This is a genomic window from Promicromonospora citrea, assembly GCF_013004695.1.
Taxonomy (GTDB): domain Bacteria; phylum Actinomycetota; class Actinomycetes; order Actinomycetales; family Cellulomonadaceae; genus Promicromonospora; species Promicromonospora citrea.
Map to the genome: position 1 here is coordinate 17,609 of NZ_JABEMG010000043.1, position 15,880 is coordinate 33,488.

13 protein-coding genes are annotated in these 15,880 nt (G+C 75.1%); 5 read left to right on the forward strand and 8 right to left on the reverse strand.

All coding sequences use genetic code 11. The annotated features are described in order from the left end of the window. Window positions 1-8 precede the first annotated feature (8 nt). The 3 genes from HLB15_RS10485 to HLB15_RS10495 form a co-directional block, all read right to left on the reverse strand. Entirely contained in the window at window positions 9-332 is a 324-nt protein-coding gene (locus tag HLB15_RS10485; protein ID WP_171105335.1) for a hypothetical protein, read from the reverse strand. Then, the gene (locus tag HLB15_RS23745) at window positions 329-1,417 is read right to left on the reverse strand and encodes a DUF4190 domain-containing protein (RefSeq protein ID WP_212759732.1); all 1,089 of its coding nucleotides are present in this window, start codon (window positions 1,415-1,417) and stop codon (window positions 329-331) included. Before HLB15_RS23745 ends, HLB15_RS10485 begins: the two co-directional genes overlap by 4 nt. Before the next feature lie 481 nt (window positions 1,418-1,898). Further along, window positions 1,899-2,777 carry an oxidoreductase gene (locus tag HLB15_RS10495; RefSeq protein ID WP_308424965.1) on the reverse strand — a complete coding sequence of 293 codons (879 nt, stop codon included), beginning with the start codon at window positions 2,775-2,777 and terminating at the stop codon, window positions 1,899-1,901. Between the two features lie 146 nt (window positions 2,778-2,923). Here HLB15_RS10495 and HLB15_RS10500 point away from each other — a divergent pair, with 146 nt between their 5' ends. Continuing rightward, complete coding sequence (locus HLB15_RS10500) at window positions 2,924-3,808, forward strand: LysR family transcriptional regulator (protein ID WP_171105337.1); 885 nt, start codon at window positions 2,924-2,926, stop codon at window positions 3,806-3,808. Here HLB15_RS10500 and HLB15_RS10505 read toward each other — a convergent pair. Then, window positions 3,805-4,806: a squalene cyclase gene (locus HLB15_RS10505; protein ID WP_171105339.1), complete on the reverse strand. Its 1,002-nt coding sequence runs from the start codon at window positions 4,804-4,806 to the stop codon at window positions 3,805-3,807. The genes HLB15_RS10500 and HLB15_RS10505 overlap by 4 nt on opposite strands. A gap of 75 nt (window positions 4,807-4,881) precedes the next feature. Between HLB15_RS10505 and poxB the strand changes: the two genes are divergently transcribed. After that, window positions 4,882-6,612: a ubiquinone-dependent pyruvate dehydrogenase gene (gene poxB / locus HLB15_RS10510; RefSeq protein WP_171105341.1), complete on the forward strand. Its 1,731-nt coding sequence runs from the start codon at window positions 4,882-4,884 to the stop codon at window positions 6,610-6,612. 39 nt (window positions 6,613-6,651) lie between these two features. Here poxB and HLB15_RS10515 read toward each other — a convergent pair whose 3' ends face one another. The 4 genes from HLB15_RS10515 to HLB15_RS10530 form a co-directional block, all read right to left on the reverse strand. After that, complete coding sequence (locus HLB15_RS10515) at window positions 6,652-7,401, reverse strand: tetratricopeptide repeat protein (protein ID WP_171105343.1); 750 nt, start codon at window positions 7,399-7,401, stop codon at window positions 6,652-6,654. 28 nt (window positions 7,402-7,429) lie between these two features. Beyond that, complete coding sequence (locus tag HLB15_RS10520) at window positions 7,430-9,568, reverse strand: iron ABC transporter permease (RefSeq protein WP_171105345.1); 2,139 nt, start codon at window positions 9,566-9,568, stop codon at window positions 7,430-7,432. An 11-nt stretch (window positions 9,569-9,579) separates the two neighbouring features. After that, window positions 9,580-10,602 (reverse strand): iron-siderophore ABC transporter substrate-binding protein, encoded by a 1,023-nt coding sequence (locus tag HLB15_RS10525; RefSeq protein ID WP_171105347.1) that lies wholly within the window; start codon window positions 10,600-10,602, stop codon window positions 9,580-9,582. A 106-nt stretch (window positions 10,603-10,708) separates the two neighbouring features. After that, window positions 10,709-11,527 carry an ABC transporter ATP-binding protein gene (locus HLB15_RS10530; protein WP_171105349.1) on the reverse strand — a complete coding sequence of 273 codons (819 nt, stop codon included), beginning with the start codon at window positions 11,525-11,527 and terminating at the stop codon, window positions 10,709-10,711. A 149-nt stretch (window positions 11,528-11,676) separates the two neighbouring features. Here HLB15_RS10530 and HLB15_RS10535 point away from each other — a divergent pair, with 149 nt between their 5' ends. The 3 genes from HLB15_RS10535 to HLB15_RS10545 all read left to right on the forward strand — a co-directional run. Further along, window positions 11,677-12,465, forward strand: a complete 789-nt coding sequence (locus HLB15_RS10535; protein ID WP_171105352.1) for an ABC transporter ATP-binding protein — start codon at window positions 11,677-11,679, stop codon at window positions 12,463-12,465. After that, a complete protein-coding gene (locus HLB15_RS10540; protein ID WP_171105354.1) occupies window positions 12,465-15,134 on the forward strand; it encodes an ABC transporter permease in 2,670 nt (889 codons plus the stop codon). The genes HLB15_RS10535 and HLB15_RS10540 overlap by 1 nt, the downstream gene beginning before the upstream one ends. A 125-nt stretch (window positions 15,135-15,259) precedes the next feature. Continuing rightward, window positions 15,260-15,880: ABC transporter permease (locus tag HLB15_RS10545; protein WP_376699401.1), on the forward strand; the 621-nt coding region annotated here is incomplete at its 3' end.

Sequence of the window (15,880 nt, forward strand, 5' to 3'; positions counted from 1 at the left end):
AGGACGGGTCAGGCGGACGCCGCGGCGCGGACGCGCGCGAGCCGGTCGCGCATGAAGGCGGCCCGGTCGTTGAAGAACGCACGGGGCATCGGTTCTCCGGCGAGCCGGAGCACCCGGCCGGACCGGGGGTCGACGACGTCGACGTCCACGAGGGCCTCGTCCGCGTGCTCGTGCCCGACCCTCGTGGTGTAGCCCGCGGCGCGCTCTGCCCGTTCCCTGCGAAGCCCCGCGGCGACCACCGCACCGCGCCACGCCTGCCCCCAGAACCGCGACGGGACGCCCGGGACGAGGTCACGCCGGATGTCGGGGTGCCACGGCGCAGCGGCCGTCATCCGGGATACCGCGCGGTGTTCCTGATCCGGAAGACGGCGTCGCCGGGCACCTCGTCGAAGAAGACGACCTCGGTCGTCCCCGTCTTCCCGGCGCCGAGGTCCTCGACCAGCACGATCGCCGTGCCGTACGTGGTCTCGCCGTCCTCGCTCTCCGCGACGAGGTCGGCAGCGTAGGTGGTCGGCCCGCTCGCGCTGCTGGTCACGGTGACCGGCACCGTGAGCAGACCGATCTCGTCACGGCCCGGCGCACCGACCTCGAAGTCGTCGCCGAGGTCCACGAACCCGACCTCCTCGACGTGCGCGACGGTGAGCACGGGGACCGTGGCGTTGCCGCCGATCGGGGTCTCGAACTCGTGGGAGCCGGTCACGACGCCGTGCAGCCGCAGCACGTCACCGTTCCGCACGTCGGCGAGCAGCGCCTCCTCGCCGACGACGACCGCGCTGGACGTCAGCTCCCCGGACTCGCCGGGCTGGTCGGCCCCCGCGGCGGCGACCAAGCGGTCGTCTCCCGTGCGGCTGTCGAACTGGAGCACCTCGGCGTACACCACGACCGAGCGGCCCTGCGCGCCCTCAGGATCCTTCGCGATCGACTCCCACCGCGCGGCGTCCACCTCGGCGTAGTCGGCCGGGTCGAAGGGCTCGGCCTCCGGCCCGGCGTCCGTGTCGCCGGGCGCCGCGGACTGCGCCGTCTCCCGCGCGATCTCCTCCCCGAGGTCGGAGACCCAGCCCACGGCCGCGACGGCGAGCACGACGCCGAGGCCCGCGCCCAGCACCGAGAGCACGATGCCGGTGACCGCCGCCCCGCGGCCGGTCGGCGGGTCGCCACGCCGTGCCCGGGCGAGCCCGACGATGCCGAGGATCACGCCGAGGATCGCCGGGACGAACACCAGGCTCAGCACCACCGACACGATGCCGAGCACGAGGCTCGCCGTCGCCTGCGGGTTGCTCGCCGAGGAGCCGGCGCCCGGGCGGAGCCCCGGCGAGCCCGAGGGAGAGCCCGGGGGCGGGAGGTACGGCGACGGCACGTCCTGCGGACGCGAAGCCGGCTCGGCGAAGCTCAGGTCGTGCTCCCGCTGGTCCGCCACAGCTCTCCCCCGTCGCCACGCCTCGCCCGGCCCGCTGCCGGCGGTCCTGTCCACCCCGGGCTGAGGCTCACGACCGCAGGATAGGGCGACATACGGTCGAAAACCGGCACAGCGGCGCCCTCCACCGGGTGAAGTCCGCGCCGGCCGCCCGCCAACACGTCAGGACGTCGCCCGCACGCGGAGCGTCACGATCTGGAACGGGCGCGGCTCCAGGCGGACCTCGTCCCCGCCCTGCCAGGCCTGCTCGCCCAGGTCGCGCGCCAGGAGATCGGTGCGCCACGCCGCGGAGAACGGCGTGCCGATCGCGCCGGCGCCGTCGAGGTGGTGCTGCTCGGGGGGGCTCGTGCTCGATGCGGACCGCGGCGCCGGGGCTGATCGCCGCGTTCGGCTACCCGGGCCTGTTCCTGAGCGGCGCCCTGCTCGGCGTGCTGGGCGCGATCAGCGTGCCGCGGGTCAAGCAGGTGCGGTAGCCGATGCCGCGCTACCGCCCGCCGATCCGGTCGAGCTCGGCGACGTCCTCGGGCGTGAGCTCCAGCGCCGCTCCCGCCACGTTCTCGCGCAGGTGCGCCACCGACGACGTCCCGGGGATCGGCAGGACGTTCGGCGAGCGCTGGAGCAGCCACGCCAGGGCGACGGCGATCGGCGTCGCGCCGAGCCGGGCCGCGACGGCCGACAGCGCGTCCGACTGCAGCGGCGTGAACCCGCCCAGCGGGAACCAGGGCACGTAGGCGACGCCCTGCCCGGCGAGCCGGTCGACCAGCGCGTCGTCCTCGCGGTGGGCCAGGTTGTACAGGTTCTGCACGCTGACCACGGGCGCGATCCGCTGGGCCTCCTCGACCTGCTCGGGCGTCGCGTTGCTGACGCCGAGGTGCCGGATCACGCCCTGCTCGCGCAGGTCGGCGAGCGTCTCGAAGGCCCGCGCGACCGAGCCCGGCACCCGGCCCTGGGCGTCGCCGAGCCGCAGGTGCACGAGGCCGAGCGTGTCGACGCCGAGGGTCTCGAGGTCGTCCTCGACCTGGCGCCGCAGCTCGCCGGGCTCGCGCGCGACGGGCCAGCCGCCCTGCTCGTCGCGCCGGGCGCCGGCCTTCGTCGCCACGAGCAGGCCGGCCGGGTAGGGGTGCAGGGCCTCGCGGATCAGCTCGTTGACGACGCGCGGGCCGTAGGCGCCGGCGGTGTCGAGGTGGGTGATGCCGAGGTCGACGGCCTCGCGCAGGACGGCCAGGGCGCCGTCCCGGTCGGCGGGCGGGCCCATCACCCCCGGGCCGGCCAGCTGCATGGCGCCGTAGCCGAACCGGCTCACGGTGAGGTCGTCGCCGAGCGTCCAGGTGCCGCCGGCCAGGGTGGGGGCTGAGGTGCTCACGGGGGTGTTCCTCTCGTCGGTGCTGATCTCGTGACGGGGTGCACGTCGATCGTGCGCCGGGGCGGGTCGGGGCGTCCAAGACCGGTTCGGTCGCCACTGATACCGCGCGGGTATCAGCGCGCCGCGATCCGACGTACGCTGCCGCCGTGGACCGACCGGAGACCCGCGAGCTGCGCTACTTCGTCGCCGTCGCCGAGGAACTGCACTTCGGCCGTGCTGCCGAGCGCCTCACCATGGCGCAGCCGCCCCTGTCGCGCGCCGTCCAGCAGCTCGAGCGGCGGCTCGGCGTCACGCTCCTGGACCGCGACCGGCGCGGCGTGTCGCTCACACCCGCGGGCGAGGTGCTGCTCGCCGAGGCACGCCGGGCGCTCGACGCGGTCGACGCCGCCGTGCGCCGCACCCGGCGGGCTGCCGCACCGAGACCGGGCCTCGTGCTCACCACCAAGGCCGGCGCCTCCCACGGGCTGCTCAAGCAGCTCCTGGACACCTACGGCGCACGGCCGGGCGCCGTCGACGTCGAGGTCGTCCTGTGCGAGATCGGTGAGCAGGTCGGCCTGCTGCACGACGGCAGCGCGGACGTCGCGATCGTGCACGCCCCCGTCGACGTCCTCACCGGGCTCGACACGGTCGAGATCGTGACCGAGGGGCAGGTCGCGATCGTGCCGCGCGCCCACCCGCTCGCGCGCCGCACGACCCTCACGCTGGCCGAGGTGAGCGACGTGCCCGACCTCCCGATCGCGCGCTGGCCGCGGCACGACGGCACCTACCCGCCCGGTCCCGGACCCGAGGTGCACACCCAGGCCCAGCTCGCGCAGCTCGTCGCGCTCGGCCGCACCCTGCTGGTCATCCCCGCCTCGTCCCGTGCCTGGCAGTGGCCGGAGCACGTGGCGGTGCCCGTCGTCGACGCGCCGCCGATCACGACGCTGCTCGCGTGGCCGGCCGGGGTGCGTTCGGCCGCGCTCGACGAGCTCGTGGAGACGGCGACGCAGCTCGCTGTGCCCGGTTCCGTGCCCGGTTCCGTGCCCGCCTAGACCTGGGCGCCGTCCCACCACGCGAGCACGCGCGCGGCGTGGAAGGTGAGCCACCGCGAGGGCTCCCCCGCGCCGACGTCCACCTCGAACCACACCCGCCCGGGATGCCTGCGTGCCTGGAGCCACGTGCCGTCGGGCCGTCGCTGGGCGCGCACGTGCTCGACCGCCTCGCCGACCCGCGGGTCGGGCGGGGTACCCCGCAGCACGGACGCGGCACGGAAGTAGTCGGACACGCTGAGCACGTCGTAGAACGAGCGGAACGGGTAGGCGAGGCGGAACACCCAGTCGCCGAACGGCTCGCCGGTCGTCAGCCGGCGGACCAGCCGGCGCTCGAGCAGGTACTCCTCCGCGCGCCGCTGGGCGTCGCGCGTGGCGGGCGTGCCGCCGGTCGCCTCCTCGTGCACGAGGAGGCCCTTCAGCGCGTTGAGCGTGGAGCGCACCGAGGCCCGCGTCGAGCCCTCGACCCACTCGCAGTTCCAGCCGCCCTCCGCGGCCTGGTGGGTCACGAACCAGTCCGCGATGCCCTCGACGTCCGCCCCGAGCCACACGCCGTTGGCGAGCGTGAAGCCGTTGATGCAGGCGTCGACCTCGCCGTCCCAGTAGGGCAGGTCGTCGTACTCCCAGCGGACGTTCGCCGCGATGCGCGCCACGGTGTCCCGCTCCTGGAGCACCGCGGCGTCGAGGCCCCACTCGCGCAGCGCGGTGAGCGACCAGCTGGTGGCGGTCCACGGCTGGCCGGCACCCGGCTGCGCCTCCGGTCCGTCGAAGTCGAACCTCGCGGGGAAGAACGCGCCGCCCGCCCACGACCCGGCGTCGTCCTGGAGCGCGAGCAGGCGGGCCGCGAAGCCCTCGGTGGCGACGCGCGCCCGCGTCGCGCGCCAGACGTCCTCGGGCGCGCCGACGACGTCCCGCTCGACCTGCCAGCGCAGCGCGGGGTCGCTGTCGAGGAGCCACGCGACGAGCCCGGGCGACCGGTCGTGGGCCTGCACCTCCCGCATACCCGTGAGCGTAGCGCCCACGTGCGACGACCACCCCGCGGGGCTAGGTTCGAACGGGATCCACGAAGGAGGCACATGAACGTCGCCGAGACCATCGTCGAGATCATGGAGGACGCCGGGGTCGAGCGGGTCTACGGCCTGCCCGGTGACTCGCTCAACGGCTTCACGGACGCCGTGCGCCGCAGCGAGCAGATCGGGTGGCAGCACGTGCGCCACGAGGAGGCCGCCGCGTTCGCCGCCGGCGCGGAGGCGGCCCTGACCGGACGGCTCACCGTGTGCGCGGGCAGCTGCGGTCCGGGGAACCTGCACCTGATCAACGGGCTGTTCGACGCGCAGCGCAGCCGCGTGCCCGTGCTCGCGATCGCCGCGCACATCCCGGCCGCCGAGGTGGGCAGCGGGTACTTCCAGGAGACGCACCCGCAGGAGCTGTTCCGCGAGTGCAGCGTCTACTGCGAGCTGGTGAGCACGCCGCAGCAGCTCCCGCGCGTGCTCGAGATCGCGATGCGGACGGCGGTCGAGCGGCGCGGCGTCGCCGTCGTCGTCGTGCCGGGCGAGACGTTCCTCACCGAGGGCGCCGAGCGCAGGCGCTCCGCCCCCATCACGGCCACGCGCAGCGTGGTGCGCCCGCACGACGACGAGCTGCGGCGCGCCGCCGACATCCTCAACGGCGCGAAGAAGGTGACGATCCTCGGTGGCGCGGGCACGCAGGGCGCGCACGACCGGGTGGTCGAGCTCGCCGGCCGGCTCAAGGCGCCGATCGTCCACGCCCTGCGCGGCAAGGAGTTCCTCGAGTACGACAACCCGTACGACGTCGGCATGACCGGCCTGCTCGGCTTCAGCTCGGGCTACCGCGCCATGGAGGCGTGCGACGCGCTGCTCATGCTCGGCACCGACTTCCCCTACCAGCAGTTCTTCCCGAGCAAGGCGACGATCGTGCAGGTCGACCTGCGCGGCGAGCACATCGGCCGCCGCACACCGGTGGACCTGGGCCTGGTGGGCGACGTCGGCGACACGATCGACGCGCTGCTCCCGCTGCTCGACGAGCACAGGGACCACCGCCACCTCGACGCGTCCCTCAAGCACTACGCCAGGGCCCGCAAGGACCTCGACGACCTCGCCGACAACGACCGCAACCGCACGCCCATCCACCCGCAGTACGTGGCACGCCTGGTCAGCGAGCTGGCCGACGACGACGCGGTCTTCGTCCCCGACGTCGGCTCGCCGGTCGTCTGGGCCGCGCGCTACCTGACGATGAACGGCAGGCGGCGGCTCATCGGGTCGTTCACGCACGGCACCATGGCGAACGCGCTGCCGCAGGCCGTGGGCGCGCAGTCGGCGTACCCGGACCGGCAGGTCGTCGCCCTGGCCGGGGACGGCGGGCTGGCGATGCTGCTCGGCGAGCTGCTCACCGTCCGGCAGAACCGGCTGCCCGTGAAGATCGTCGTGTTCAACAACTCGTCGCTGAACTTCGTCGAGGTCGAGATGAAGGCCGCGGGGTTCGTGAACTTCGGCACCGACCTCGACAACCCCGACTTCGCCCAGGTGGCGCGCGCCGTCGGCATCCACGGCGAGCGGGTCGAGGAGCCGGACGACCTCGAGGGGGCGCTGCGCCGGGCCTTCGAGCACGACGGCCCGGCGCTGCTCGACGTCGTCACGGCACGCCAGGAGCTCTCGATCCCGCCCGCGATCTCGGCCGAGCAGGTCAAGGGGTTCACGCTCTACGCGATCCGGACCATCCTGTCCGGCCGCGGCGACGAGCTGATCGACCTGGCGGACACGAACGTGTTCCGGCGCCTGTTCTCCTGAGGGCGGCCGCGGGAACGGGCGACGCCGGGGAGGAGGGGCTCACGCCCCCGGCTCGGCCCCGCGCCCCGCGGCGTCGACGAGCACCGTCCACGGGTCGAGCCCGGCGCCCTCCTGCCGTCCGGCGTCGACGGCCTCCGCGCCCAGCTCGCCCAGCACGGCGGCGTCCACGGCCGCGAGCTCTGCGGCGTCGTCCGGGTCGGGCACCTGGCCGAGCTCGGCGAACGCCCGCCGCGCGAGCCCGGCCAGGCGGGCGGCGCGCGCGTGGTCGCCGTCGGCCACCGCGACCGCTGCCGCCCCCACGTACGCGTACGGCACGAGGTCGCGGTACGCGCCCGCCACGATGCGCGCACGGCTCGCCGCGAACCGGTCCCTGGCCGCGGCGGTCTCGCCGAGTCCCAGCTCGGTGAAGGCGAGGTTGTGCACCTCCGACGTCACGGTGCGGTCGTCGCCGAGCTCGGTGTTGAGGTCGATGCTCTCCTGGTACAGCACGCGGGCCCGCCCGAGGTCGCCCGCCATCCGGGTGACCCCGGCCAGCACGTGCCGCGGGCGCTCCTCCAGGGCGCGGTCGCCCGTGCCGACGGCGACCGCGAGCGCGTCGGACGCGACGCGCGCCGCCTCGTCGAGGTCGCCCGCGCGCACCGCGAGCCGTGACGTCAGGTAGAGCGCCTCCACGAGCGTCGGGTCGTCGCCGGCCGCCCGCGCGCGCTCGGCCTCGTCCCGGGCGAGTCGGGCCACCAGGTCGTCGTCGCCGCGGCGGAAGGCGGCGCGTGCGGTCTCGCTGAAGGTCACGGCCCCATCCTGCCGCAGGGCGGCCGGCTCACGTCCGCGACCGCGCCAGCAGCCACACGAAGTACGGGGCGCCGAGCAGCGCGACCACCAGGCCCGCGGGGAGCTGGGCCGGTGCGATGACGGTCCGGCCGAGGGTGTCGGCCAGGCCGAGCAGGAGGGCGCCGAGCAGCATCGCGACGGGCAGGACGCGCGCGTGCCTGCCGCCGACCAGCGCCCGGGCGGCGTGCGGTGCGACCAGCCCGACGAACCCGACGACGCCGACCGCCGTCACGCTCGTGGCGGCCAGCCCCGCGGCGACGGCGAGCACGAGCAGGCGGCTGCGCTCGAGCCGCACGCCGAGCAGGCGCGGGGTGTCGTCGTCGAGCGAGAGCAGGTCGAGCTCGCGCCGCACGACCACGGCGAGCGGCACGGCCAGCGCGAGCACGACGACGACGGGCAGCACCTGCTCGAGGCTGCGCCCGTAGGTGGTGCCGGAGAGCCACGTGAAGATCCGGGGCGTGTTCCACGGGTCGGCGCGCAGCAGCAGCAAGGTGGTGAGCGCCGTCGTGAGGTAGCCCAGGCCGATGCCGACCAGCACGAGGCGGTCGGCGTGCAGCCCGCCCCGCCAGGACAGCAGGTAGACGACGACGAACGCGAGCAGGCCGCCGCCCACGGCCGCGACGAGCATCGCGCCGTTGCTCGCGGCCACGCCGTTGCCCCACGCGGTCCCTGCCACCGCCGTCACGACGACGACGGCGCCGAGCCCCGCTCCCCCGGTGATCCCGAGGATGCCGGGCTCCGCGAGCGGGTTCCGGGCCGTGGCCTGCACCATCGTGCCCGCGAGAGCGAGCGCGGCCCCGGCGACGACCGCGGCCAGCACGCGCGGCGCACGCTCGTCGAGCGCGAACCGGACCACGGCGGGGCCCTGGCCGTCGAGCCACAGCGCGATGTCGCCGGTGCGCAGCCAGGTGGACCCGGCGAGCAGCCCGAGCACGACCGCGCCGGCGGCGAGGGCGACGCACACGACCAGGACGACCACGAACCGGCGTCCGCTGCGCGGGCCCGTCGTCGCCGCGGGCGGGCGGCGGGACGGCCCGGCGTCGCGCAGCCGGCGGGCCAGCAGCACCATGACCAGGGCGCCCGCGAGCGTCGTGGCGACACCGGTGGGCACGGACAGCGCCGCCTCGGCGCCGAGCAGCGCGCGGACCACGGCGTCGGCCAGGACGACGACGAACGCGCCGAGCAGGCCGGCGGCGGGCAGGAGGACGGCGTGCCGGTGCAGCGCGGGCACGACGCGGGCCAGCAGCCGCGCCACGACGGGCGCGGCGAGGCCGACGAAGCCGAGCGGACCGGCGAGCGTGACGGCCGCGGCGGTGAGCAGGACCGCGAGCAGCACGCCGACGGCGCGGGTCGCCCGCACCGGGACACCCAGCGCGCCGGCGGTGTCGTCGCCGAGGCCGAGCACGTCGAGACGTCGGGAGACCAGCAGACCGCCGAGCGTGGCCAGCAGGACGACGGGCAGCGCGCGCCAGAAGGCGGACAGGTCGAGCTGGCTCAGCGAGCCGCTCCCCCACGCGTACAGGCCGGTGGTCTCGGTCTCGAACAGGAGGAGCAGCGCGTGCGCCGTCGACTGCAGCGCCATCGCCACGGCCGAGCCCGCGAGCACGAGCCGGGTGGACGACGTGCCCGCCCCGCCCGCGAGCCCGAGCACGAGCGCCGCTGCGGCGATGCCGCCCGCGAACGCGACGGCCCCCGACGCCCACAGGGGCACCGTGAGGCCGAACGCCGCCACGGCCACGACCGCGACGTACGAGCCCGCGGTCACCGCGAGCGTGTCCGGGGAGGCCAGCGCGTTGCGGGCCACGGACTGCAGGAGCGCCCCGGCGACGCCGAGCGCGAACCCGACGGTCACGCCCGCCGCGAGGCGCGGCAGACGTGACCCGAGCAGGATGTCGCGGACCGCCGTGTCGCCGTCGGCCTCCTGCCCGGTCAGCGTCCCGGCGAGCAGGCGGAGCAGGTCCGCCGTGCCCACGCCGGACGTGCCCTGGGTCAGGTGCCAGGCGCCCACCACGACGACGCCCAGCGCGAGCGCGACCAGCGCCGCGCCGCCGGTGGCCCAGGCGGCGGGACGCGTCGTCGGGGCCTGGGGCCGGGTGGGTGCCGTGGACGGCGACTGCGTGGCGGTCATCGGTACGCCGGTCAGCTCGTGAAGACGTCGACGTACGCGTCGACGATCTTCTCGGCCGAGCGCGGCCCCCCGAACGTCCAGACGTGCTCGGGGAACGGGACGGCGCGGTCCTCGGCCACGGCGGGCAGGCCCGCCCAGACCTCGTTCGCCGTGAGCGCGGCGGTCCAGTCGTCCTCGCCCTCCTTCGTCCCCGTGTAGACGAGGGTCGCGTCGCCGACCGCCGTCATGCCCTCGATGTCGGACTGGCCCAGGCCGTAGGCCGGGTCCACCTCGCCGGTCCACGCGTTGGTCAGGCCGATCTCCTCGCCCAGCTCACCGACGAGCGAGCCCTGGCCGAACGGGCGGAGCGAGACGTTGCCGCCGTCGACCCAGCCGTCGAAGTAGACGAACTCGGTCTGCTCCGGCTCGGCCTCCGCGATCAGGGCCTTCGCCTCGTCGAGGTGGGCCTGGAACTCGGCGGCGACGGCGTCGGCACGCTCGCTGCGGCCCGTGGCCTGCGCGATGAGGCCGAAGGTGTCGAGCATGGTGCCGATCGGGTCGGCGGCGTCGGCGCCCTTGGTCGCCAGCACCGGCACGTCGTAGGCCTCGAGCTTCGCGATGATCTCGTCGTCCGGCGTGTACGCCTCGACGACCACCAGGTCGGGGTCGGTCGCGTAGAGGGCGTCGAGGTTGGGCTCGCCACGCATGCCGACGTCGGTCGTGCCCTCGGGCAGCGCCTCGGCGTCGTTCCAGGTGGTGTACCCGTCGACGTCGGCGACGGCGACCGGGGTGACGCACAGGCTCAGGAGGTCCTCGGTCTGCTGCCACTCGAGCACCGCGACGCGCTCGGCGGGCTGCTCCAGCTCGACCGTGCGGCCGAACGAGTCGGTGAGCGTGACGGGGCCGGTCGACGTCTCGACGTCGGCGCAGTCGCCGGAGGTCGCCTCGGACGGTGCGGGGGCCGCCGCGCCGGGGTCGGTCGTGCCGCAGGCCGCGAGCAGCGGCAGCAGCAGCAGGGCGGCGCCGGCGAGGGACGCGGTGGTGCGCAGGGACATGGGTCTTCCTTCGGTCGTTCTGGTCTGTCGTTCCGGCCGCCTGTCGGCCGGACGGCGCGGACGCCGCGCCGACGGTGGTCGCGGCGGCGTCCGGGGGGGGTGGGGGTCAGCGGGTGCGGCCGTGGTGCCTGCCGCGGGGGTGCACGCGGACGCGGCCGGTGCCCGGGTCGGTGGTGACGTCGATCGGCAGGCCGTAGGCGAGCGAGAGGTGTTCGCCCGTCAGCACGTCGGCGGGTGGGCCGGAGGCGAGCACACGCCCCTGGTGCAGCAGCACGACCTCGTCGGCGACGGACGCCGCGTGGTCCAGGTCGTGCAGCACGATGCCGACGGCGGTGCCGTGGTCCTCCGCGAGGTCGCGCACGAGGTCGAGCGTCTCGACCTGGTAGCGCAGGTCGAGGTGGTTCGTGGGCTCGTCGAGCAGCACGACCCCGGTCTCCTGCGCGAGGCACGTGGCGAGCCAGACGCGCTGCAGCTCGCCGCCCGAGAGCTGGTCGACACCGCGGCGGGCCATGGCCGTCACGCCCGTGATGCCCATCGCGCGGTCGATCGCGGCGTGGTCGGCCTCGGTGAGCGGGGCGAACCGGCGGCGGTGCGGGTGCCGGCCGAACGCCACGACGTCGCGCACCTCGAGGCCGGCCGGGTGCGGGCGGGACTGGGCGAGCAGCGTGACGCGGCGGGCGAACTCGCGCGCGGACAGCGGCGCGGCGTCGACGGTGTCGTCCGCCGTGGCGCCGACGCTCACCCGGCCCTCCTGGACGGGGTGCAGGCGCGCGAGCGAGCGCAGCACCGTCGACTTGCCGGAGCCGTTCGGCCCCACGAGCGCGGTGACGACGCCCGGCGAGAGCCGGACGGCGACGCCGTGCACGACGGTGGTGCGCTGGTACCCCAGCACGAGGTCGTCCCCACGGAGAGCAGTCGGTGTCACGCAGGTAAGCCTAACCTTAGGAAGGAGTGCCTCTGTCCAAATGAGGGGTGATTCCCGACCGGTGCCTACGACCTGGGTATGACGCCGTCCCGGGCGGACCAGACCGGGGCCTGACGCGCCCGGGCCTGCCGCTGCGTAGCGTCCTCGGCATGGACTTCACCGAGATGTCGACACAGACGGCGCCCGTCGTGCGCGCCCGGAGCCTGAGCAAGACGTATGGCCGTGGTGAGGCGGTGGTGCGGGCGTTGGACGGGGTGGACGTGGACTTCGAGCAGGGCCGGTTCACGGCGATCATGGGGCCCTCGGGGTCGGGCAAGTCGACGTTGATGCACCTGCTGGCGGGGCTGGACTCGGCCTCGGGTGGTCAGGTGTTCCTGGGCGAGACGGAGATCACCGGTCTGGGGGACAAGGCGTTGACGCGGTTGCGCCGGGACCGGGTGGGGTTCGTGTTCCAGCAGTTCAACCTGTTGCCGATGTTCACCGCCGAGCAGAACATCACGTTGCCGGTGGAGCTGGCCGGCGGGAAGGTGGACCGGGCGTGGCTGGGCACGCTGGTGGAGACGCTGGGGCTGGGTGGGCGGTTGACGCACCGGCCGGGTGAGCTCTCGGGTGGTCAGCAGCAGCGGGTGGCGATCGCGCGGGCGTTGATCGCGCAGCCGGAGGTGGTGTTCGCCGACGAGCCGACGGGCAACCTGGACTCGCGTTCGGGGGCTGAGGTGCTGTCGTTCCTGCGGCGTTCGGTGCGGGAGCTGGGGCGCACGATCATCATGGTGACGCATGACCCGAGTGCGGCGGCGTACGCGGACCGGGTGGTGCTGATCGCGGACGGGAAGATCGCCGGGGACATCAGTGACCCGACCCCGGAGTCGGCGATGGCGGGTCTGGACGCGCTGCGCACGCTGGAGCCTGCGGTGACCACCGGTAGGACGGGTGCGTGATGACCGCCACGACCACACCACCGACCACCACGCCCGTCGTGTCGACCGACAGCACGCCCGCCCTCGGCGGCGGCTCCCGCTACCCGACCGCGCGCCTGACGCTCGGCCAGATGCGCCGCAGCACCGGCCGCCTGGCGGCCGCAGGCATCGCCATCCTCATCAGCACCGCGTTCGTCACCGTGACGCTGCTGGTGGGCAACATCGTCACCAGCACGACCTACGACCAGGTCTCCGCCCGCTACGCGGACGCCGACCTCGTCGTCTCCCACTCGAGCTGGGAGCTCACCCCGGAGGACGCCGAGGCGGCAGGCGCCGTCGACGGCGTCGCCGCGGTGCAGGCCCAGCAGACCTACTTCACCGAGCTGTCGCGCGGCGGGAAGGTCGTCTACCAGTCGATCGCCGCCCACCCGGCCGACGAGCGGCTGTCGCCGCTCCGCCTCGCCGAGGGCGACTGGCCGCAGGGACAGACCGACATCGCGCTGCCGACCGACGTCGCCGAGCGGCTCGGCCTCGGGGTCGGTGACACGGTCAACGCCAACCGCTGGATCGTCGACCCGGAGCCCGAGGTCCAGGAGGACGGCAGCACCTGGTACGACAACCAGGAGGTCACCGAGAAGCTCACCGTCACGGGCCTCGTCGAGGACCCGTACCAGGCGTACGCCCTCACGGGCGGCATGGCCGTCGTCTCCGCGGCGACCCTGGACCAGTGGGTCGCCGACGACAGCGGGCCCGACTCGTCGCCGACGTACGACGCCCTGCTCGTGGCGCTCGACGACCCCGCGGCGCTCGAGGAGGCGCGGCAGGCCCTCGCCGAGGCCGTGCCCTCCGCCACCGACGTCCTGACCACGCAGGAGTACGCCGAGCAGGTCGTCGCGGAGATGTCCGGCGGCCAGAACATCGTGTTCCTCGTGTTCGTCCTCGCCTTCGCCGGCGTCGCGCTCGTCGTGGCGGGCCTGGTCATCGCCAACACCTTCCAGGTGCTCGTCGCCCAGCGGTCGCGCATGCTCGCGCTGCTGCGCTGCATCGGCGCGGACACCGGCCAGCTCTACCGCAGCGTCCTGCTCGAGGCCGCGATCCTCGGCCTGATCGCCTCGGTCGCCGGCGTGGTCCTCGGGGCACTGCTCGTGCAGGCTGGCCTCCTCGTCGCGCCGAGCTTCGACCTCGGGGTACCGCTGCCCGGCACCATCTCGCTCAACGCCGCGGTCGTGCTCGTGCCGCTCGCCGTCGGCGTCCTCGTCACGCTGGTCGCCGCCGTCACCCCCGCCCGTGCCGCCTCCCGGGTCGCACCGCTCGCCGCGCTGCGCCCGTCGGACGCCCCGACGCTGCGCGGGGCCGGCAAGGTCCGCGCGGTCCTCGCGACCCTGCTCACGGTCGGTGGCGTCGCGCTCCTGGTCGGCGGCATGGCCATGGGCCGGACCGGCCAGGCCGACCTCGGCATCCTCGCCGCCGTGCTCGGCGGCTCGGTGTCGCTCGTCGGCGTCATCGTCGGCGCGGTGTTCTGGCTGCCGCGCGTCGCCGGGGCGTTCGGCCGCCTGGTCGGTACCTCCGGGCCCGCCGCGCGCCTGGCCGCCGCCAACACGCAGCGCAACCCGCGTCGCACGGCCGCCACCGCCACGGCGCTGCTCATCGGCGTCACGCTCGTGTCCATGATGACGACGGGCGCCGCGAGCGCCCGGGTCACCCTCGACCAGGAGCTCGACGCCCAGTACCCGGTCGACCTGCAGGTGGGCACGACGTCGTCGGACGACGAGGGCAACCCCTCCGCGATGCCGGGCGACGTGACGGACGCCGTCCGCGGGGTCGGTGACCTGCGGGCCGTCGCCGAGGTGACCACGTACGTCGCGGAGACGACCGACGAGGAGGTGGTGCCCGTCGTCGCCGCCACCCCGGAGGCGCTGACGTCGGTGCTCAACACGCCGGAGGGCGCGGAGGGCTTCGGCCCCGGCACGCTCCTGGTGCCCGCGGGGGTCGCCAAGAACTACGGGCTCGAGGGCCGTGACACGATCACGCTCAGCGGCCCGGCGGGCGAGGTGACGCTCGACGTGGTTCCCAGCGACCTGCGGACGCACGACGCGTTCCTCACGCCGCTCGACCTGGCCGCGATCACGCCGGCCGTGGCGCCGAACGCCCTGTGGGCGGGGGTCGCCGACGGCGCGGACGTGGCCGCGACGGTCGCCGCGCTGCAGGACGCGGTCTCCGCGACCGAGGAGGCCGTGGAGATCAGCGGCGCCGTCGTCGAGCGGGAGGCGTACCAGCAGGTCATCGACGTGATCCTCGGGATCGTGGTCGGTCTGCTCGCCGTGGCGGTGGTCATCGCGCTGATCGGCGTGGCGAACACCCTGTCGCTGTCGGTGATCGAGCGCACCCGGGAGAACGCGATGCTCCGGGCCATCGGGCTCACGACGGGGCAGCTGCGCGGCACGCTCGCCGTCGAGGGGATGCTCATCGCCGGTGTCGGTGCGGTGCTCGGCATCGTGCTGGGCCTCGTGTACGGCTGGGCGGGCGCGACGGCGGCCCTCGGCAACGTCGGCACGGTGCCGTTCGTGGTCCCGTGGGCCGAGGTCGGCGTGATGCTCGCCGTCGCGCTGGTCGCCGGGCTCGTCGCCTCGGTGGTCCCGGCCCGGGCCGCGGTCCGGACCCGGCCCGTGGCGGCGCTCGCGGCGGAGTAGACCCCCCTCCGCCGCCGGGCAGGGCCGCGGCGACACCGCCCCCTCGGGTGTCCCGCGGCCCTGCCTCTTCTCCACCGGGACCACAGCGGTCCCAGCCAGCGTCACCGCCGACCCGAGGAGAGCCCGTGGCCCGCATCGACCCGACCGTCCGCCTGACCCTCGGCCAGATGCGCCGCAGCCTGGGTCGTCTGGCCGCCGCGGGGACCGCGATCCTCATCGGGACGGCGTTCGTCACGGCGACGCTGCTCGCGGGCGGCGTCGTCACCCGCACCACGTACGACCAGGTCGCCGCGCAGTACGCCGACGGCGACCTGGTCGTGTTCGACAGCAGGGGCACCCTGACCACCGGCGACGTCAGGACGATCCGCGCGGTCGGGGGTGTCGCGGCCGCCGACGGCCTGCGGGGCACGTACGCGGAGCTGAACCACGACGGCCGCACCGTCTACCAGGCGCTCGTCGGGGCGCCGTCGGACCGGCGGCTGAGCCCGCTGGAGCTGACCGCGGGCGCCTGGCCCGACGCGGCGGACCGGATCGCGCTCCCGGCGGACGTCGCGGACCTGTTCGGTGTGGGCGTGGGGGACACCGTCTCCGCGACGCGCTGGCTGCCGGGCGCGAAGCCCTCGATGGACGAGCGGGGTCCGGACCGCGACGGCGGCCGCGCGGGCGCCGAGCGGCTGACGGTGTCGGGGCTCGTCGCCGACCCGTCGCACGCCTACGCCGCGAGCGGCGGGGTCGCCGTGGTCCCG

Coding starts and splice junctions, on each gene's coding strand:
- HLB15_RS10485 (WP_171105335.1), bottom strand. CDS start 332: ATGACGGCCGCTGCGCCGTGGCACCCCGACATCCGGCGTGACCTCGTC.
- HLB15_RS10505 (WP_171105339.1), bottom strand. CDS start 4,806: ATGCGGGAGGTGCAGGCCCACGACCGGTCGCCCGGGCTCGTCGCGTGG.
- poxB (WP_171105341.1), top strand. CDS start 4,882: ATGAACGTCGCCGAGACCATCGTCGAGATCATGGAGGACGCCGGGGTC.
- HLB15_RS10520 (WP_171105345.1), bottom strand. CDS start 9,568: ATGACCGCCACGCAGTCGCCGTCCACGGCACCCACCCGGCCCCAGGCC.
- HLB15_RS10525 (WP_171105347.1), bottom strand. CDS start 10,602: ATGTCCCTGCGCACCACCGCGTCCCTCGCCGGCGCCGCCCTGCTGCTG.
- HLB15_RS10535 (WP_171105352.1), top strand. CDS start 11,677: ATGGACTTCACCGAGATGTCGACACAGACGGCGCCCGTCGTGCGCGCC.
- HLB15_RS10540 (WP_171105354.1), top strand. CDS start 12,465: ATGACCGCCACGACCACACCACCGACCACCACGCCCGTCGTGTCGACC.